Annotated in this window: 17 protein-coding genes and 1 tRNA gene; 8 read left to right on the top strand and 10 right to left on the bottom strand. The window is 56.7% G+C overall.

Annotation, left to right across the window (positions count from 1 at the left end):
* Nucleotide 1 precedes the first annotated feature (1 nt).
* The 4 genes from Q1B15_RS21755 to Q1B15_RS21740 all read right to left on the bottom strand — a co-directional run bounded on the left by Q1B15_RS21755 (nucleotide 2) and on the right by Q1B15_RS21740 (nucleotide 2,671).
* A complete protein-coding gene (locus Q1B15_RS21755; protein WP_299758001.1) occupies nucleotides 2-544 on the bottom strand; it encodes a GNAT family N-acetyltransferase in 543 nt (180 codons plus the stop codon).
* A gap of 161 nt (nucleotides 545-705) precedes the next feature.
* Nucleotides 706-975 carry a 50S ribosomal protein L27 gene (rpmA, locus tag Q1B15_RS21750; protein ID WP_299757998.1) on the bottom strand — a complete coding sequence of 90 codons (270 nt, stop codon included), beginning with the start codon at nucleotides 973-975 and terminating at the stop codon, nucleotides 706-708.
* 13 nt (nucleotides 976-988) lie between these two features.
* Nucleotides 989-1,648, bottom strand: a complete 660-nt coding sequence (locus Q1B15_RS21745; RefSeq protein ID WP_299758027.1) for a 50S ribosomal protein L21 — start codon at nucleotides 1,646-1,648, stop codon at nucleotides 989-991.
* Between the two features lie 198 nt (nucleotides 1,649-1,846).
* A complete protein-coding gene (locus Q1B15_RS21740; RefSeq protein WP_299757996.1) occupies nucleotides 1,847-2,671 on the bottom strand; it encodes a DUF2059 domain-containing protein in 825 nt (274 codons plus the stop codon).
* 129 nt (nucleotides 2,672-2,800) lie between these two features.
* Between Q1B15_RS21740 and Q1B15_RS21735 the strand changes: the two genes are divergently transcribed.
* A tRNA-Ser gene (locus Q1B15_RS21735) sits at nucleotides 2,801-2,890 on the top strand.
* 627 nt (nucleotides 2,891-3,517) lie between these two features.
* Here Q1B15_RS21735 and Q1B15_RS21730 read toward each other — a convergent pair.
* From Q1B15_RS21730 to Q1B15_RS21710, 5 genes are read right to left on the bottom strand one after another with little or no spacing between them, the layout of a single operon-like run.
* Nucleotides 3,518-5,932, bottom strand: coding sequence for an FAD-dependent oxidoreductase (locus tag Q1B15_RS21730; protein WP_299757994.1), 2,415 nt, complete (start codon nucleotides 5,930-5,932; stop codon nucleotides 3,518-3,520).
* Between the two features lie 21 nt (nucleotides 5,933-5,953).
* Nucleotides 5,954-6,193 (bottom strand): hypothetical protein, encoded by a 240-nt coding sequence (locus Q1B15_RS21725; RefSeq protein WP_299757992.1) that lies wholly within the window; start codon nucleotides 6,191-6,193, stop codon nucleotides 5,954-5,956.
* Nucleotides 6,190-7,347, bottom strand: coding sequence for an aromatic ring-hydroxylating dioxygenase subunit alpha (locus Q1B15_RS21720; protein WP_299757990.1), 1,158 nt, complete (start codon nucleotides 7,345-7,347; stop codon nucleotides 6,190-6,192). Before Q1B15_RS21720 ends, Q1B15_RS21725 begins: the two co-directional genes overlap by 4 nt.
* Before the next feature lie 44 nt (nucleotides 7,348-7,391).
* Nucleotides 7,392-8,537, bottom strand: a complete 1,146-nt coding sequence (locus Q1B15_RS21715; RefSeq protein WP_299757987.1) for a Gfo/Idh/MocA family oxidoreductase — start codon at nucleotides 8,535-8,537, stop codon at nucleotides 7,392-7,394.
* 8 nt (nucleotides 8,538-8,545) lie between these two features.
* Nucleotides 8,546-9,247 carry a GntR family transcriptional regulator gene (locus Q1B15_RS21710; protein ID WP_299757985.1) on the bottom strand — a complete coding sequence of 234 codons (702 nt, stop codon included), beginning with the start codon at nucleotides 9,245-9,247 and terminating at the stop codon, nucleotides 8,546-8,548.
* A gap of 91 nt (nucleotides 9,248-9,338) precedes the next feature.
* On the opposite strand from Q1B15_RS21710, the gene Q1B15_RS21705 reads away from it, so the two are divergent.
* From Q1B15_RS21705 to Q1B15_RS21675, 7 genes are all read left to right on the top strand, one after another.
* On the top strand, nucleotides 9,339-10,496 hold the full coding sequence (locus Q1B15_RS21705) for an LLM class flavin-dependent oxidoreductase (protein WP_299757983.1): 1,158 nt from the start codon (nucleotides 9,339-9,341) through the stop codon (nucleotides 10,494-10,496).
* Nucleotides 10,496-11,383: an aldo/keto reductase gene (locus Q1B15_RS21700; protein WP_299757981.1), complete on the top strand. Its 888-nt coding sequence runs from the start codon at nucleotides 10,496-10,498 to the stop codon at nucleotides 11,381-11,383. The genes Q1B15_RS21705 and Q1B15_RS21700 overlap by 1 nt, the downstream gene beginning before the upstream one ends.
* 25 nt (nucleotides 11,384-11,408) lie before the next feature.
* Complete coding sequence (locus Q1B15_RS21695) at nucleotides 11,409-11,903, top strand: flavin reductase family protein (protein ID WP_299757979.1); 495 nt, start codon at nucleotides 11,409-11,411, stop codon at nucleotides 11,901-11,903.
* A 70-nt stretch (nucleotides 11,904-11,973) separates the two neighbouring features.
* On the top strand, nucleotides 11,974-12,597 hold the full coding sequence (locus tag Q1B15_RS21690) for a TRAP transporter small permease subunit (RefSeq protein ID WP_299757976.1): 624 nt from the start codon (nucleotides 11,974-11,976) through the stop codon (nucleotides 12,595-12,597).
* A gap of 5 nt (nucleotides 12,598-12,602) precedes the next feature.
* On the top strand, nucleotides 12,603-14,117 hold the full coding sequence (locus Q1B15_RS21685; RefSeq protein ID WP_299757974.1) for a TRAP transporter large permease: 1,515 nt from the start codon (nucleotides 12,603-12,605) through the stop codon (nucleotides 14,115-14,117).
* 28 nt (nucleotides 14,118-14,145) lie between these two features.
* Entirely contained in the window at nucleotides 14,146-15,210 is a 1,065-nt protein-coding gene (gene dctP / locus Q1B15_RS21680) for a TRAP transporter substrate-binding protein DctP (protein WP_299757972.1), read from the top strand.
* Between the two features lie 279 nt (nucleotides 15,211-15,489).
* On the top strand, nucleotides 15,490-15,834 hold the full coding sequence (locus tag Q1B15_RS21675; protein WP_299757970.1) for a hypothetical protein: 345 nt from the start codon (nucleotides 15,490-15,492) through the stop codon (nucleotides 15,832-15,834).
* 815 nt (nucleotides 15,835-16,649) lie between these two features.
* Here Q1B15_RS21675 and Q1B15_RS21670 read toward each other — a convergent pair.
* A complete protein-coding gene (locus tag Q1B15_RS21670) occupies nucleotides 16,650-17,921 on the bottom strand; it encodes a DEAD/DEAH box helicase (RefSeq protein ID WP_299757968.1) in 1,272 nt (423 codons plus the stop codon).
* Nucleotides 17,922-18,034: the final 113 nt, after the last annotated feature.

The raw sequence follows: 18,034 nt of genomic DNA, 5'->3' as shown, positions 1-18,034 counted from the left end.
GTTAGTCGTCCAGACGCTTTAGGTAGGTCCACGTCGGGACCGTCGATCCGCGCGCAACCGAAAAGGTCTCGGCGTCGCCAAGGTACTGGAAGCCTGCGTTCGTCAGCACACGCGCCGACGCGGGGTTGTCCTGAAAGACGCTTGCGAACATCGTTTTGTCCGCATGAGGATTGGTGTCGATAAGGCCGCGCACTGCTTCGGACGCAAAGCCCGCGTTCCAAAACGCTGGGACAACCCAGAAGCCAACTTCCGACTGATTGCGATCCATACGCTCCAAAGCGACTAGACCCAAAAATTCGCCCAAGCCAGTGGCCGAACCATCCATGACCCACATGTCTTCCGCGCGGCTTTCGTCAAGCGAGCGCGAAATCAGCGTATCAACCGCACCGGGCGGCAAAGGATGCGGGATTGTGCGCGTCATGCGCGCGACCCGTTCGTCAGATCCGAATAATTCAAGGTTCCCGGCATCCGACCGACGAATGGCCCGCAACGTCATGCGGTCCGTTTCAACAACCGGCTGGTTGATTATTGCTTCAATTTTCACGCGGCTTCTCCCTCGCCTCGTTGATCGCACCAGCCGCCCCTCAACAACGGTACTTCTTCTAAAATGAGCTAGCAGGCCCTTGCCTCCAAGCCAGCCTTTAAATGAATAAGGGGGACCGGCGATTGCCGAACCCCCTTTAATACATCGCAACTAGGATCGGCTTATTCAGCGGCCTCCGCCTGCGGAAGCACCGAAATAAATGTTCGGCCCTTGAGACCCTTGTGGAAGGTCACGTGGCCTTGGGACGTTGCAAAGATCGTGTGATCACGACCAAGGCCAACACCCTCTCCCGGCCACCACTTGGTGCCGCGCTGACGCACGATGATGTTGCCCGGAATGACGGCTTCGCCACCGAACTTTTTTACGCCAAGGCGACGACCGGCTGAGTCGCGGCCGTTACGGCTGGAACCACCTGCTTTTTTGTGTGCCATTGGTTGTTACTCCTTATTCGGCGGCGAGGGCTTTGGCCTGATCGACCCAGCCTTCGCGTTCAATACGACCTTTGAACGACAGCTTCTCGTCGAACTCGGTAATGTCAGCAGCGCCCCACGCAGCAATCTGCGCGAATGACGTCACGCCAGCAGCGTTCAGCTTCTTCTCAAGCGCCGGGCCTACACCCGACAACTTTTTCAAGTCATCTGTACCAGCGTCAGCAGCTTTCGCCTTCGGCGCGGCAGCTTTGGTTTCTGGCGCGGCATCTTTCTTTGGTGCAGCCTTCTTGGCAGGCTTTGCAGCCTCGACAGCAGCAACCGAAACAGACCCGGAATTCAAAGCGGCTTTTATGCCGGACTTTTCGGCACCCTTTTCAAGGATGTCCGTCACGCGCAAAAGCGTCAGTTGCTGACGGTGGCCCTTCGTACGCTTCGAGCCGTGCTTACGCCGACGCTTTACGAAGTGGATGATTTTCTCACCCTTGATCTGGTCTATGACTTCGGCCTGAACGCCGGCACCGTCAACAAGCGGTGTGCCCACAGTAGACCCTACCATCAGAATCTCGTTGAATTGGATTTTTTCGCCGGCGTCCGCTGCGAGTTTTTCCACGCGGAGCACATCGCCCGCCTGAACCCGATATTGCTTACCACCGGTCTTCATGACCGCAAACATCTGATCTTCCTTCATTTTCCGCGTCCTTCGGCCCCCGGAGCTTTTCCGGATGTTGCGGTACGATACCGCCTCGAACAGCGCGCCATTTGGCGACATTAAAATAGTAAATGGCGGACATTAGCCCGCCAGAGTGCGGCTTATGCGTCGCAGCGCCCTGTAAGTCAAGGGGATCCGGCCCGCGAAATCACGTCAAACCGCTCAGATATCGTCGCCCTGCACGAACCGCGATGCCGCACTTCCAAGCGAATACGAGAGGCGGTTGAACACCACATCAAACCCCGAAAAAAGTGCGCGGTTTAGATCGCGCCCAGCCTTCGTGAGCGACAGCGCCTCATACGCCGCCAACTCGTCTGCGGACAGCGGCTCGTAGGCCATTGCAAGGTAGGGCATCATCCAGTCCACAGTATCCGTTCGAATTTCCGGCTCCTGCTCCCAGACATCGCGCAGGATCACGTCTTCGGTCAGATCGAAACTGCCGCCATCGGCCAGTCCACGGTAAAATGCGAGCGACGCGTTCAGCGCGCCCGCCACATTCATTTCGATCAAATCGTTCGCGTCCACAAAGCCTTCCAGAGCCTTTTGTCGTTCTGGGTTGCGCTTGGCCAGATCTGCGTAGGCCTCCTTGGCGGCCTCTTCGACGTCATCGTCGAGCAGCGCCTCGCGTGCAGACAACTCCAGCGCAATAATCTCGCGCCCCAAGTCCGAGGCGAAAAACGCTAAAAGCGGTGTCACATCGCTTTCGGACAATTCTTGGTCAAACGCGGTACGAAAACCGTCCTCCATCCGTTCCGTATCATAAATCGACGAGGCAATGGGCCGCCAACCGTTGGCGCGTTCGGGGAACATAGATTGGCGAAGCTCATCAGATTGCTCAAGGCCCTCGGTGCGCATAGTGGCGATCAACTCAGGCGTACCAATGGCCTCGAAAAGCGTATCAAGTTCGGCCTGCGTGGCGGATGACGCAGGTGTGACGGTCAAAGCGACGGTTGCGGCAAGGACCGTGAGGGGCGCAAATCGGGACATGGGAGCTCACTATTGTTCAATAACAAAATAGGCCGTGGGTCGCATCAATCCAAGGGCTTGCACTGCATTTGCACGAATTGGGTTGCGGGCACGCGATCGTTCCACTAAATCGCGGCCCAGACTCTTCGCGGAGAGGTGCCGGAGTGGTCGAACGGGGCGGTCTCGAAAACCGTTGAGGGTGAAAGCCTTCCCAGGGTTCGAATCCCTGTCTCTCCGCCAATATCTGCAAATAAGTAATTGTTTTTATGATATAAAAATAGATACTTATTTTTACCTTCCCACATAAGTACGCGCATTCAATTTTGCGTGGACAACTTCTTGCTAGACCCGCGCCTGAAGCGGCTTTTTTGCAACTTGGTATCGGCGGCGACCCTAAATCAGTCCTCGCTCTATGTGATGGTTTAATCTGTGTCACGATCCCCGGCCTAGGAATGCTGGCCAACCGTTGGCAGATCGCGGGGTCTTGCTTGCATGAAAAACGAGGGTCGGTGGCGACCCTGGTTTTCGAAAGAGCCCCACAAGTAAAAGCTATTCAGCGCCAACCAAGCCACCCAGTAAAGTGGTTGATATTTGACACCTGTCGAACCGGTTCAGGATGGCGGCAGCACGAGGCGCACATACTTGCCTTGAGGTGTTAGGAACGCGCGCTCCTGTCCGCAGGACCGGAAAGTGTGCTGCGAGGCGACGTTGATCGTATCGGTTGCGTAGATTGCAGCGCCCCGCGACGTCGGGTTGCTTGAGGTCCCCGACGCGATGTTGACGCTGTTGTCCACTTGCGCTGTTGATCACAACGAGTTTCGAATCAGTCGAAAATTCGGAGCGGGTGATTGCCGGTTTGAGCCTGGCTCACTGACGTAAACGCAGGCCTTCAGGATCGAATAATGGATCATTCAGCCGCCGGGCCCGCCGCCGCTCTCCAAGAATCTCGATCTCAAAATCAGTAACTTCGAAAAGCCGATCCCGAGGAAGAAATCCAAGCGCAATCGATTTATCCAACCAATGCGAATAGCCACCAGAGGTACAAAACCCAACCACAGTCGCTTCGTGCCAAATAGGCTCATAGCCGACAACATCGCTATCGCAAGCATCCACCTCAAACGCACAAAGCTCTCGCGCCGGTTTTGAGACCCGTTCAGCTTCCGCCGCTTTCCTTCCAATAAAGTCGGCATCTTTTTGAAAATGAATGAAACGATCCAATCCCGTCTCGGCCGCCGTATAGTCCGGAGAGTACTCGCGCTGCCAAGATCCGAAAAACCGATCTAACCTCAAAGACATCATGGCTCGCATGCCAAAAGGTCGTAGGCCCAAGGATTGACCCGCCTCCCACAAACTATCGAAAAGTTGCCTCTGGCTCATCAAATCGCAATAGATCTCGTACCCAAGATCGCCGGTATAGCTCACCCGTTGAACGCGACACTTCGAAAGTCCAACAATCAAAGACTTCACATCCAAAAATCGAAAGGCTTCCGACGACACGTCCTGCGATGTGACCTTTTGCAACAGCGCACGCGCATTTGGCCCTGAAATCTGAAAACCAGTTACTTGATCAGAAACGTTCTGAACCGAAACACCTTTTTGAGTATGCTTCTCGAACCAGCGATGGTGAAAATCCTGACTGCCATAGCTTGCCGTGAGCTGAAACGCGTTGTCGTTATGACAAGAGATCGTAAAATCCCCGAAAAGACGCCCCTTTGGTGACAACATCGGCGATAGCGAAAGTCGTCCAGGTTTGGGGATGCGCCCGGCCATGATCTGGTCGAGCCAATTTCTTGCATTGGGTCCCGATACCGAAAACTTGCTAAAGTTGTGAACTTCATTGATCCCAACCATCTTCCGCACCGCATGCACTTCCGCCCGTACCGCCTCCCAGGCGTTCGAGCGACGAAAACTTGGGGTTTCGTACCTTGGCTCGCCTTCGCTTGCGAAATAATTTGGAACTTCAAGCCCGTAAGTCTCACCAAAAACGGCATTCATCCGATCCCAAACATCGTACATCGGTGTGCGCCGGAATGGTCTCGAAGCCGGAAGTTCTTCGTTCGGATAACTTACGGAAAAGCGGCGTTGATAGTTTTCAACGACTTTCGGCAAAGTATAGGCGGGCGTCGTCCAATGCCCAAAGCGCGCCACATCCATCGCACGAGGATCGCGCTCAGTTTCGCCTTCAATCATCCATTGAGCAAGACTAAGCCCGACCCCGCCGCCTTGACTAAACCCCGCCATCACAGCGCAAGCCGTCCAATAGTTTCGCAGGCCAGGAACCGGCCCAACCAAGGGATTGCCGTCGGGCGCGAAAGTGAACGGTCCATGAATGACGCTCTTTACACCGGCGCGTTCTAGGACCGGAAACCGTCGATAGGCAAAGTTAACACTGTCCTCAATTTTCTCGAACGCGTCATTCAGCAACTCATGTCCGAACGCCCACGGCGTGCCATCGACGGCCCAAGGCTCGCATTTTTGTTCATAAAAACCGATGCATAACCCACGCCCTTCTTGACGCAGATAACTCTCTCCGCCCGGATCCATAACATGTGGAAACTCCGAAGCGCGCTCATAAATTTCCGGAATATCTTCCGTTACCAAATATTGATGCGCCATTGGCATCAATGGCAAATACACGCCCGCCATCGCGCCGACCTCGCGTGCCCAAAGCCCCCCAGCATTCACAACATGCTCGGCAACGACAGTCCCCTTCTCCGTCACCACGTCCCATCCGCCGTCGGCACGCGCATTGGTTTTTAACACGCGGGTATGGGTCACAATTTCGGCGCCAGCCATCCGCGCAGCACGCGCAAATGCATGCGTCGTTCCGGACGGATCGAGATGACCATCCAGCGGATCATATAGCCCGCCAAGAACGCCTTCCACATTTACAAGCTCTGCCATCTCCTTGATTTCGCTTGGCGAAAGAATCTCTGTTTCAAGCCCCATATACCGGTGCTTCGCCCGTTCGGCCTTCAGCATATCAAGTCGTTCCGGGGTATCAGCAAGCGTTATGCCGCCCACATGATGCAGGCCGCATGACAGCCCCGTCAGTTCCTCCAACTCGCGATAAAGACGGATCGTATAGCCCTGAAGCGCGGCCATGTTGGTGTCACCGTTAAGCGTGTGAAACCCGCCTGCGGCATGCCAGGTTGATCCGCTGGTCAATTCCGACCGCTCAATCAACATCACATCCGACCAACCCAGCTTGGTGAGATGGTACAACACTGAACATCCGACAACGCCGCCACCAATCACAACAACCCTGGCTTGAGATTTCATGTCAGCCGCTCTCCCGTCCCTTTAAACCCGGCCATTTCGCGCCAACCGCGCCCTCAATATGTCGGCCAATGGATCCCCAATCTCCAGTGCAAAAATCCAAGCATGTGTAAGGAAAAAGCATTCCTTTTCAATGTGATGCCCAGACGCTGCACGATCTGCGGCCTCTAAATACAACATCACAAGTGTCGCCACATCCCCCGTATCATGGGCCGCAAGAAGACGCACTTCGAGAACGTCCATCGAAGATTCTGTCGCGCTCACATAAGCCCTTTTTCCGCGTCGGGCGGGGTGTGCATCATTTTGTCCGCCACCCATCGATGGAAAATATGGGTCGGCCCGTCCATCGCGGGCGAAAACCGCCCGCCATCAAACCCCGGCGCTCCGCGTGCCGCCTGCATCCCTTCCACAACACCAATGTCCTCGACAAAAACCACCTGCCATTGGTCAGCGTTCTGAAGTCGCAACTCTTCGGACGTGTCGGGTGACGCGTAGAACAAGTGGATATGTTCACGCGTTAACCTGGGCCCCTTTGGCTCCAGGATAATCGCAAACACATGATCGCGCTGCACACCAAGCATCACATTCGGGGTCACCGTAATGTACTCGCCGCCGGTGTCCCATTTGTCCGACAGATTTGGGAAATCAGGAAATTTCGCGCCCGCTTCGCCTTCGATCTGCCGGTAAACTTCCGTCCCCTGCCCCGAGAATTTTCCAGGAGCTTCAATGTTGTAATGATCTTCAAGCCGCGAATAGCTGTTCAATCCCGGATGTACCCACGGCAGATGATAGCTCTCGCAATAATTCTCAATCGCAAGCTTCCAGTTTGTCCGACATTCAAGTGTAAACGTGCTGTCCGCCCCGCCGTGATAAAGCGGCACATCAAACTCAGCCCATCGCTCAATCAGATCAGCGTGAAGGTCGGTAAACGCAGGCGCATCCCCCGAAAGGTTAACATAGACCACGCCAAGCCAGATATGTGCGCGCACTTCAATAAGCCCAAGTTCATCGCGCTTGATGTCGGGATGCGTATTCTGTCCAGGCCCACCGACATGCGGCGTCGCGACAAGGCCACCTTGATGATTGTAGCACCACGAATGGTACGGACATCGGATCGCGCCTGCGATCTGGCGTGGCTCTGTCACAAGGATCATTCCGCGGTGACGGCAAATATTCTGGAAAACCCGGATCTTACCGTCTTTCCCATGCAACAAAAACAACGGCACACCAAGGAAATCTATCGGGCATGCGTCCCCCGGCTCGGGCACATCGGCAGCGACGCAGATGCCCGCCCAGGACGAAAACCAAAGCGCCTCACGCTCTTCGGCATAAATCGCATCCGAGGTATAGAACACATTCGGCAACCCATTCGCCTCGGCGATGGGCTGCAAAACCGCGCTTAAATCTCTGAACGTCATGGCTCCACTCCAAGGCTCTTGCAGTGAAGTGTGCAAATCTGCCTTCAGCCCATCGCGCCTTCTTGCGACACTGCCGTGTCGCTCACGACATTTGGGTCCTGCAACATAATCGCACCACCCCCACGGGCCGCATCTTGCGCCGCGTGGCCCATCGCAACGGCTTGCGCCCCATCGCGAAGCGAAACGTCTGGCGCGCCACCTTCACGCACAAGATCAAGAAAACGCGCGTGCTGATAGAACGTAGAACCGTTGTGATCACCTGCTTCCAGGATCGTGGGATCGACAGGGATTTCAACAACTAGCGGCCCTTTCGGACTGCGCGGAGACACAATTACCTGCGGCACAGGAGGCGTGCCCAGGTGCGTCGGCCAAAACCGTCCCGGTCCCGGAACAAAAGCTTCGATCTTGCCCGCTGGCCCGACAACGGAAATCTCTTCCTGATAGCGCGACCCTTCGGCGTACATACAAAGCTCCAACATCGCGCGTGCGCCTGACGCAAATTCAACGATCACATAGGCGCCATCCCAGATATCGGGCGTCTCACCAGCGTAAACCTCATCTTTATGATTAACGTCCTGCCCCGCGCTTGCGACAATCCTGACCGGTTCGGATTTGAGAATTAATCGCATCAAATCAAAGAAGTGACAGCACTTTTCAACCAATGTTCCGCCCGTGTAGCGATTGAAACGGTTCCAGTCGCCAACCTTCGGCAGGAACGGAAAGCGGTGCTCGCGAATGGTTAACATCGTTGGGCCACCCGTCGCCGCTTCGACTTCTGCAATCAGCGTCTGGATGGGTGGCATATAGCGATATTCCATCGCCACCCAGACGGCGGCCGCGTAGCTACTCTCTAAAGCCGTGATCCGAGCAGCCTGCGAGGGGTCAGTGTAAAGCGGCTTTTCGATCAACAACGGCAAAGGCCGCGTCGCTGCAATTTCTTCAAATTGCGGCACGTGCATGTGGTTCGGCGAGACCACCAAAAGACAGTCGATTTCCGGCACCGCCAACAAATCTGCAATCGAGCCGACCAATTTGGCATTCGGCGCAATCGCCTTCGCGGCGTCCGCCATATAGCGGTCGGGCTCGAAAATCGCAGCGACCCGCGCGCCCGGCAACAAGGCAATATTGCGCAGGTGTTCCTGCCCCATCATGCCACAGCCAATCACACCATAATTAATGATACGTTCCATGCGTCTCACTACCTCATCCGCGCGATGTACCGCGCCACCGTGGGATCAAACCACGTGCGCGAAAATTCAGCGATGGCGCCTTCGTTCGTGCGACCCCATCTCTCGATAAATCCAGCCGGAGTGCCCGGGGCAGGATCAAAGTTTTTAACAGCCCAATCCGGCACGCCATCAACTCCGATCCGGTCCTCGGCCCGCGCAATCCACAGGCCCAACCGCGTCCGGTAATAATAGTAAAGACTGTCCAGTAGGTCTTCGCGCCGCATCGTTTCCGCCCAGGCCACATCAAGCCAAATCTCTTCCAATGCCGCCGGACGCCCCGACAATCGCCGCAAGCGCCGTATCCGGTGACCTTCGCTTGAAGCTCCGAATGCCGGCAAATCAGATGGCTTTTCCAAGCGATCAACGCTCAGGAGGTCAGCCGTCGGCAACCCGCCCCCCTCGATCAACTCCAGGCGAAAGAACGCGTAAATGCCAGCGGCGTCCGCCCGGTGGCGTACGTAATTGCCTGACCCTTGAATGCGGTCCAAAAGCCCCTTGTCTGCAAGGTCATTAAGCGCCTTACGCAGCGTGCCAACCGACACATCCATCTCGCCCGCCATATCGCGCTCGGGTGGCAGGCGCGCACCATCAGCCAGACGCCCGGCTGCAATCTCACGGATCAGCAACTCGGCAGTCTGAAGATACTTCGGCAGCGCAGAAGACTCGGGCACCAGAACGGCCAATCTAAGAATTGATACACTATTGATGTATATCAATGCGAATGCTACGCAAGGTTAAAATAATGCTTCGGAGAAGATTCGCATGACCATCGTTCCCGTGACCTCTGCAGATCTTGACGCCGCCGAAGTCAGCTGGTTTTCCGCTTTATGTTCAGATGATTACGCCTACCTTGGCGTCCCAGATGGGTCGCTTCGCTCGTCTTGGGAACACTGCCGCGACATCGTTCTTGAGGCCGAAAAGCAAGGGTTCCGCAATATTCTTGCGCCGTCGTCCTATCAGGTCGGGCAAGACACCCTCAGCTTCGTGGCGGGCTGCGCACCGCTTACGGAAAAGATCAATATGCTCGCCGCCGTCCGCTGCGGAGAGATGCAACCCATCATGCTTGCGCGCACCATCGCGACGCTCGATCACATGATGAAGGGTCGTTTGACGATCAACATCATTTCCTCGGATTTCCCCGGTGAAGTTGCCGAAAGCCGCCTTCGGTATCAACGCTCCCGCGAGGTCGTCGAAATCCTGCGGCAGGCCTGGACACAAGACGAAATTAACTACGAAGGCGAAGTCTATAACTTCCAGAACGTCCCGACCGGACCGGCCAAGCCGTACCAACAAAACGGCGGCCCGTTGATGTACTTCGGCGGCTACTCCCCGTCCGCACTCGATCTGTGTGGACAACACTGCGACGTCTACTTGATGTGGCCGGAACCCAAAGAACAACTGGCTCAACGCATGCGCGACGTGAACGCCGTCGCCGAGAAATACGGCCGCACACTGGACTACGGTTTGCGCGTCCATATGATCGTGCGCGATACCGAAGCCGAGGCCAAAGAATACGCCGAACACCTCGTCAGCAAGCTTGACGACGACTACGGCAAACTGATCCGCGATCGCGCTCACGATTCCATCTCGCTTGGCGTCGCCCATCAGGCCAAAGCTCGCGAACTGGCCGACAAATTCGGCTACGTCGAACCCAATATGTGGACCGGCGTTGGCCGCGCGCGCTCGGGCTGCGGCGCGGCTCTTGTTGGTTCGACCGATCAGGTTTTGTCGAAAATAGAAGAATACCAGGAGATGGGCATCCGGGCCTTCATCTTCTCGGGCTACCCCCACATCGACGAGTGCGTTCACTTTGGTAAACGCGTCCTCCCCGAACTAAAGACTGTTTCCCTGCCAGAGGCTTACGGCCGCGTGCCCGCCTCAACCCCCGCCACGCCTCTCGGCGTCGGAGAAAGAAAATAATGGATCGCGTTACCCTTACCGAAGACCTCAGCTTGTCCCGCATTGTCTATGGCATGTGGCGGCTGGACGAAGCCGACGACACCTCGCCCGCCCACATCGAAGCCAAGGTTGAGGCCTGTCTTGAGCAAGGCATCACCACCATCGATCAGGCCGACATCTATGGCCTCTATAAATCCGAAAGCCTCTTCGGCGGCGCGTTGAAATCCTCATCCTTGCGCGACAAGATCGAACTGATCTCGAAGACCGATATCGTGGTACCCTGCGGCGCCTTCCCGAACGCGCGCGTCAAGCACTACGACACCACGGCCAAGCACATCAACGCGCAGGTCGAATGCTCGCTGAAGCTGATGCACACCGACCACCTCGATCTTTTGCTGATCCACCGCCAAGACCCTTTCATGGATCACCACGAGACCGGCGAAGCGCTTGATAGGCTTGTCGAAAGCGGCAAAATCCGCGCGGTGGGTGTGTCGAACTTCCGCCCGTGGGATTTCTCGCTCTTGCAGTCCGCAATGGACAACGATCTGGTCGTCAATCAAATCGAGCTTAGCCTGTCGTGCTTTGACGCTTTCACCAACGGCGACCTCGCCTTCCTGCAGGAAAACGAGATCGCTCCGATGGCATGGTCACCGCTTGGCGGCGGAGGCCTGATGTCCGGCGACGGCGTTGTGCAGACTGTTTTGAGCCGCATTGCGAATGATACCGGAACCGATGCCGCTGCGGTGGCAACCGCGTGGCTGCTGGCCCATCCATCAGGCATCCTGCCGGTGATGGGCACCAACAATATCAACCGCATCAAGAAACTGTCGGACGCCACAAAGGTGCCAATGGAGCGCGAAACATGGTTCGAGCTTTACTCAGCCGCCGTCGGACACGAGGTCCCATGACATGGCTGACGGAGGCATTCCCCCAATGACCGCCTTCACCCCCGGCCCCGACACGGCGCGCGCATTTCGCGATGCTTTGGGCTGTTTTGCAACCGGCGTCACAATCATCACCTGCAAGACAGAAGACGGCCCCCTTGCGATCGCAGCAAACAGCTTTTCGTCGCTCTCGCTTGATCCGGCCCTTGTCTTGTGGTCGCCGGCCAAAACCTCTCGCCGGTTCCCAGCGTTCAATGCCGCAACCCACTACGCCATCCACGTGCTGACAGCCGACCAAGCCGCCCTGTGCCAGACCTTTGCCCGCGACGGCGCCGCTTTTGATGGCGTCGCATGGGTGCCCGGCACCCACGGCGTACCACTGATCGACGGCTGTCTTGCCCGATTTGAATGCACGCGCCACGCCATCCATGACGGCGGCGATCACGTGATCATCGTCGGCGAAGTGACCCAAGCAGAAATGACCCAAGGCGCACCCCTTGTGTTCTCAAAAGGATCATATGGACGCTTTACAGATACCGATTAAGAACCGACAGTAAGTCGCACGACAGGCCCCAAAAAACAAAAAATAGGGGCCACTAGGGAGGATAAACGCCATGGCGTTTTTACATGGGCTGCTTTGGCCCTTTCAGACTTGGAACGACTACGTTCTGAGAATTGGACGTGCCATATCGCTCGTCGCCATCGCATTGATGGTACTTGCGATCCTTATCCAAGTCTTCTTCCGCTACGCTTTGAACAACGCCCTGCCATGGCCAGATGAGGCTGCGCGCTTCATGATGCTCTGGATGACCGGCTTCATGGCCCCTTTGGCCTACCGACAGGGTGGGTTCGTCGCTATCGACATGCTGATCGAAGCGCTGCCCAAAGCGATCGGCTCAGCACTCAGCCTTTGCCTCCTCATTATCTCAGGGTTCGTCCTCGTGATGGCCGTTCAGATTGGCTGGGGCGAGGTTACCGGCTTCTCTGGAAAATTCGCCACATCCTCGCTGTTCGTACCCGGCAACGGCTCCGGATTTTGCGAAGCGCTTGGCGCCAAAGGCGTCGGCAGTGGGCCTTGGTGTCGCGTACCACGATCCTGGATGATGCTGTCGTTCTTTCTCGGCATGTCGTTCATGTTGATCGTCAACATCGAAATGGTTTTGCGCACGCTTATCACCCTCCTCGGAGGCGAGGTCAGAGACCTCACCCCCTCCGATGCTGAAGCCCTGGTGGAGTAAAAAACATGCTGATCTGGTTCCTCCCCATCTTCCTCATCTTCCTTATGATCGGTCTTCCGGTGTTCTTTGGCCTGCTTGCCGCTCCGGGAATCTTGTTGTTCCTTAGCGCCTCTGCTGAAGGGGCCGCCGATCCCACAAAGGAACTCACGCTCCTTTACCGAAACGTTTACAATGGCATGGACAGCTTCCCGCTGATGGCGATCCCGTTCTTCATGCTGGCAGGCGAACTTATGAACAAAGGCGGCATTACCGAACGCCTTGTCGAATTCTCACAGGCCCTGATGGGCCATTTTCGGGGCGGCCTCGCCCACGTGAACATCCTGTCGTCCATGCTGTTTGCAGGCCTCTCCGGCTCTGCTGTAGCTGACACATCGGCACTGGGCTCCATGCTGATCCCGGCGATGGAAAAGCAGGGTTACACCCGCCGCTTCGCCGCCGCCGTTACAGCCGCCTCATCCGTCATCGGCCCGATCATCCCGCCCTCCGGCATCATGATAATCTACGCCTATGTTATGGGCGAAAGCGTCGCCGCCCTCTTCCTTGCAGGCATCGTCCCCGGCGTCATGATCGGCCTTGGTCTGATGGCTGTCGTGCGCCTGATGGCCAACAAATATGATCTGCCAAAGGCAGAGCGCATCGTGCGCAAAGGCATGACCCTCACAAAACGCGAATACTGGGCCAGCTTCGTCCTTCTGCGCCTGAATATCGGCTGGCTGATCTTCGCGCTGTTCCGTGGCACCACGGGCATCGCAGGCGGTGAAGAGCCATCTTCTATCGTGGTCCTTGTCACCTTCCTTGTCGCTGTTCTCGCCTCCCACGTTCTTCTGATGAACATGCGTGGCCGCATTCACAGCGACTTTCGCATGGTCACCAAACGCGCGGTCGTGCCCCTGCAAACACCGATCCTGATCCTGGGAGGTATCCTTCTGGGCGTCTTCACCCCAACCGAGGCCGCAGCCGTCGCCGTGTTCTACGCGATCGTCGTCGCCTTCTTCGTGTTGAAAACCATGACGCTGGCCGACCTGCCAGGCGTGCTCAGCCGCTCTTCCATGACCTCGGCTGTGGTACTCCTCCTTGTGGGGGGCGCGATGGCGTTCAAAACCGTGGTCTCGCTCTCGTATGCTCCGCAAATCCTTGCGGATTACGTCCTAAGCCTGTCGGAAAACCCACTGGTCCTGCTGTTCCTGATCAACATCCTGCTGTTCATCGTCGGCATGTTCCTTGATGCGGGTCCCGCGATCATCATCCTCGGCCCGATCCTGGGTCCGATATTCGTCGACTTGGGCGTTCACCCGGTCCACTTCGCAATCATCATGTCGGTGAACCTTACCGTCGGGTTGGCAACCCCGCCTATGGGTCTGGTGCTCTTTGTCGCCTCCTCCGTTTCGGGGGAAAAGGTGCAAACCATCGCACGGGCCATCCTGCCATTCCTCGCCGTCGAGGTATTGGTGATCTTCCTGATCACCTACATCCCGGCCATTTCGATGACGATCCCGAGACTAACCGGGTTCGTTCAATGACCAAAAGCAACCTAATAGGGAGAGATACATGCTAAAGGGTCTTACAACAGCGGCACTCGCTGCAACGATGATCGCCGGTTCGGCGTTCATGGCCAACGCGGCGGATTTCACAATCCGCGCAACAGCCAACTCAAACGAGAACGACGAAGACTATGACGGTCTTGTCGTTTTCAAAAACTTCGTAGAGCAAGCCTCGAACGGCGCAATCGAAGTCGAGATGTTTATCGGCACACAGCTTTGCTCGAATGGCGCTGAATGCCTGCAGGGCGTGGCTGACGGCAACATCGACGTCTACATTTCGACCTCGGGCGGTGCTTCCGGCATCTTCCCCTTCGTTCAGGTTCTTGACCTGCCCTACCTGATGGCCGACGACCGCGTGGCTGAAGGCGTGTTGGAAAACAGCACCGGCTTCATGAAAACCATGAAGGAAATGACGCTGGCAGCTTCCGGCGACACCATCCGCCTGATGACCATCGGTAACACTGGTGGCTGGCGCAACTTCGCGAACACGCAGCGCCGTGTTGCGATGCCCGCCGATATGGAAGGCCTCAAGATCCGCACCGTGGTCGCCGACCTTCCACAGGAGCTGGTGAAATCGCTTGGCGCCTCACCTACTCCGATCCCATGGCCCGAGCTGTTCACATCGTTCCAGACGGGCGTTGTCGAAGGCTCCAAGAACGGCATCACCGACATCATGGGCATGAAGTTCCCCGATGCTGGCCTGCAGTTCGTCACGCTTGACGGTCACGCCTACATGGGCGCGCTGTGGTTCATGAACAATGAAAAGTTCCAGTCCATGCCAGACGACATGAAGCGCGTTGTGGTCGATGGCTTCTACCAGCTGCAGCAGGCAACATTTGCCTCGCCAAAGCGTAAGTCGATCGCTGCCTACACGGAATTCCAGGAAGGGGGCGGGGACCTTTACGTGCCGACACCTGTCGAGAAAGCCGCGTTCAAAGAAGCCGCGACACCTGTGTTCAGCTGGTTTGAAGAGAACGTCGACGGTGGCGCACAGATCCTCGAAGCGCTGACAGGTACTGTTGCTTCGGTTGAAGGCGACATCGAAGCCGCACGGAGCGCCGACCTGAACTAAGGCTCAGCGGTTCGAGAAAAAACGAAAGGGCGCCCCTAGGGGCGCCCTTATTTCTTCCGCAACGCGCGCACCGAAGCGGGCTTTTAAGACGATGGGTACAATCGCAATTTTTATGCTTGTCACGAAGTCCAACTCATCGATGCAGGCCGCATCCGGACAACACCGAGAAGATCGTGTTCAATTTGAGCAGCGCTCGCAGCGCTTGCGCTCATCTTGGGTCTTTGGTGCGCAAGCGAAGCATGAGCGGGCCGCCTTTTAGATGGGCGCGTTTTCAAGGGGATGATCGGACCGCTCGAGACCCCGGATCTTGCCGATAGTTTGCATTTCGAAGATGGCTATTTCTGGTCAGACATCTGCACGCGATGTGGGTTCCTTCCCGGAGCGTACCGCTCAGAGACGACGGACGAAGACATCATCATTCTTGGTGTGCTTGAAAGCTACAGCCGAGGTCTCTTTGAATTTGAGGGGTTCGTTCGCGAAGGCGGCCTGATCGAAGGATTGATCCGCTTGGAGCGAAAGCAATGGGACTGGACATCTAGTCGCGAGATTGCGTTTCAGAGCGCGGCGATGGAAGAATTTGACCCTCAGCGCTCCACCAAGTCCGCCAGAAATCGGACGGCATGAACCCCACCGAAAATCCGCTATGCGATCGATTCTAAGTCGCATTTGAGCGCTTAGGCGGGTCATTGGAGTTTATGTCATCCTCCTTGCCGTCGGGTGGATGGCTGGCGACCTTCTGCGTGACCTCGCCATCCCTGCCAATGAACAAGCCATTGATCCATCGCATCGTCATGGGAGCGCTTCTTATATTTGTTTAGCTGCAGAAATCCCGCTCGTGCCCGGTGTCGAGATCGGGTTCGCGCTGCTGCTCTCATTTGGCGGGAAGGCAGCCCCAATCCTATCCGCTGGCATGGTTGGGGCGTTAATTCTCTCGTTTCGCATCGGTCGCTTTGGTCCCCTTCGCTACATTTCACAGATTGCGTCATGCTTGAGATTGAAGAGCGGGACGGACTGGGTCGCTGACATCGCATCCACTCCCGCTCAAGACCGCCCCGAACTGATGGCAACCAGGCTAAAAAGTCGGTTTGCCCAAAGGCTACTCGAAGCCGGTATGCCCGTCTCGCAGTGTTGTTGAACTTGCCAGAAAATTCGATTCTGGGCGGTGGCTGAGGCCTTGCATTTTTAGCAGGAGTGTCTGGGCTATATCGGTTCTGGCCGTACCTTCTCAGTGTGCTGATCGCGGTTGCACCGTTTCCTCTGATTTTTCTCTTGCGAGGGAGCCGATGCGCGGGCGCAATGCCAGTATTGTTCAAAAACCAAACACTTCATAACAGCCCCCAAAAGCACAAAAAAAAGCCCGCGCTATTCAGCACGGGCTTTCCAATTTCGTCATGAAGTCGCACGGCGACGCGCCCGTAAAGGCGGTCCGCCAGTTTGCGTCAAGCCGCCATCTTGCGCTTGCCGCCGCCACTGCGCCGGGCACGACTGCGCTGCGCACCCGTCATATTGCCCTTCGGAGCCCCACCGTGCTTTCCACCGGGCTTGCCGCCTGGCTTTCCGCCGGACTTCGCAGCGCGCACCGGAACCGGAGCAGTGCCACCGATAACCGGGATGGTCGCCTTCATCGTTTTTTCGATGTCGCGCAATTCTTTCATCTCTTCGGCCGAGCAGAACGCAACCGCGCGCCCCGTCGCACCAGCCCGCGCCGTGCGTCCGATCCGGTGGACATAGTTGTCCGGCACATTCGGCAGGTCATAATTATAAACGTGACGCACGCCCGGAATATCAAGACCCCGTGCAGCAACATCCGTCGCCACAAGAACTTTCAATTCGCCAGCCTTGAACGAGCTAATCGCCCGGTCGCGCTGACCCTGGCTTTTGTTGCCGTGGATAGACCCGGCCGAGAAACCAGCCTTAACCAGCGCCTTCATCAACCGCTCCGAGCCATGCTTGGTACGCGCGAATACAAGCGCCATCTCGGCACGGTGCCCTTCAAGATACTTGATCAGCAACTGCGTTTTGTCGCCTTGCGGCACGTAGTGCAGCCCTTGCGTGATCTTCTCGATCGGCTTGCCCGGAGGGGCTGCTTCAACCCGAACAGGATCCTTCAGATACGCCTGAGACAACTCGGCCATCATCTTCGGCATCGTCGCCGAAAACAGCATGGTCTGACGGTCTTTACGCAGCAAAGGCGCGATGCGACGCAGCGCGTGGATAAAGCCCATGTCCAGCATCTGATCCGCTTCGTCCAGAACAAGGAACCGTGTCTGGTCAAGCCGCACAGCCTTGCGATCAATCAGGTCAATCAACCGGCCCGGTGTTGCCACCAGCAAATCGGTGCCACGCCCAAGCCGCTGAATCTGCGCATTGATCGACTGTCCGCCAACGACCAAGTTAATCTTCAGATGCGTCCCTTGGGTATAGGCCCGCAGATTGTCCGAAATCTGTTTTGCCAACTCGCGCGTTGGCGCAAGAATAAGGCCATGCGCCGATTTCGGCTCTGGGTTCACACCCAGTTTGGTCAGCACATGAATAATAGGCAGACCAAAGGCGGCGGTTTTGCCCGTGCCGGTCTGCGCAAGCCCCATAACATCGCGGCCCGCCATCGCATGGGGGATCGCTTTCTTCTGGATCGGGGTGGGATCTGTGATCCCCTGTTCGGCAAGTTTTGCCACAAGACGGGGCTGAAGCCCCAACATATCAAAGTCCATTAATTCTCTTTGTTTCCGGCGCGGATCTCGCCCACGCCAATAAATATCGCTGCCACGCCCATAACGGGCGGACAATCGCAGTTGGGTTGCGCGCCGCTCTGATCCAAAGGCCG

This window comes from uncultured Boseongicola sp. (assembly GCF_937988555.1).
Taxonomy (GTDB): domain Bacteria; phylum Pseudomonadota; class Alphaproteobacteria; order Rhodobacterales; family Rhodobacteraceae; genus Boseongicola.
This window is presented reverse-complemented; position numbering and strand designations above follow the sequence as displayed.

Coding starts and splice junctions, on each gene's coding strand:
- rpmA (WP_299757998.1), bottom strand. CDS start 975: ATGGCACACAAAAAAGCAGGTGGTTCCAGCCGTAACGGCCGCGACTCA.
- Q1B15_RS21745 (WP_299758027.1), bottom strand. CDS start 1,648: ATGTTTGCGGTCATGAAGACCGGTGGTAAGCAATATCGGGTTCAGGCG.
- Q1B15_RS21740 (WP_299757996.1), bottom strand. CDS start 2,671: ATGTCCCGATTTGCGCCCCTCACGGTCCTTGCCGCAACCGTCGCTTTG.
- Q1B15_RS21730 (WP_299757994.1), bottom strand. CDS start 5,932: ATGAAATCTCAAGCCAGGGTTGTTGTGATTGGTGGCGGCGTTGTCGGA.
- Q1B15_RS21720 (WP_299757990.1), bottom strand. CDS start 7,347: ATGACGTTCAGAGATTTAAGCGCGGTTTTGCAGCCCATCGCCGAGGCG.
- Q1B15_RS21715 (WP_299757987.1), bottom strand. CDS start 8,537: ATGGAACGTATCATTAATTATGGTGTGATTGGCTGTGGCATGATGGGG.
- Q1B15_RS21705 (WP_299757983.1), top strand. CDS start 9,339: ATGACCATCGTTCCCGTGACCTCTGCAGATCTTGACGCCGCCGAAGTC.
- Q1B15_RS21700 (WP_299757981.1), top strand. CDS start 10,496: ATGGATCGCGTTACCCTTACCGAAGACCTCAGCTTGTCCCGCATTGTC.
- Q1B15_RS21695 (WP_299757979.1), top strand. CDS start 11,409: ATGACCGCCTTCACCCCCGGCCCCGACACGGCGCGCGCATTTCGCGAT.
- Q1B15_RS21690 (WP_299757976.1), top strand. CDS start 11,974: ATGGCGTTTTTACATGGGCTGCTTTGGCCCTTTCAGACTTGGAACGAC.
- Q1B15_RS21685 (WP_299757974.1), top strand. CDS start 12,603: ATGCTGATCTGGTTCCTCCCCATCTTCCTCATCTTCCTTATGATCGGT.
- dctP (WP_299757972.1), top strand. CDS start 14,146: ATGCTAAAGGGTCTTACAACAGCGGCACTCGCTGCAACGATGATCGCC.
- Q1B15_RS21675 (WP_299757970.1), top strand. CDS start 15,490: ATGATCGGACCGCTCGAGACCCCGGATCTTGCCGATAGTTTGCATTTC.
- Q1B15_RS21670 (WP_299757968.1), bottom strand. CDS start 17,921: ATGGACTTTGATATGTTGGGGCTTCAGCCCCGTCTTGTGGCAAAACTT.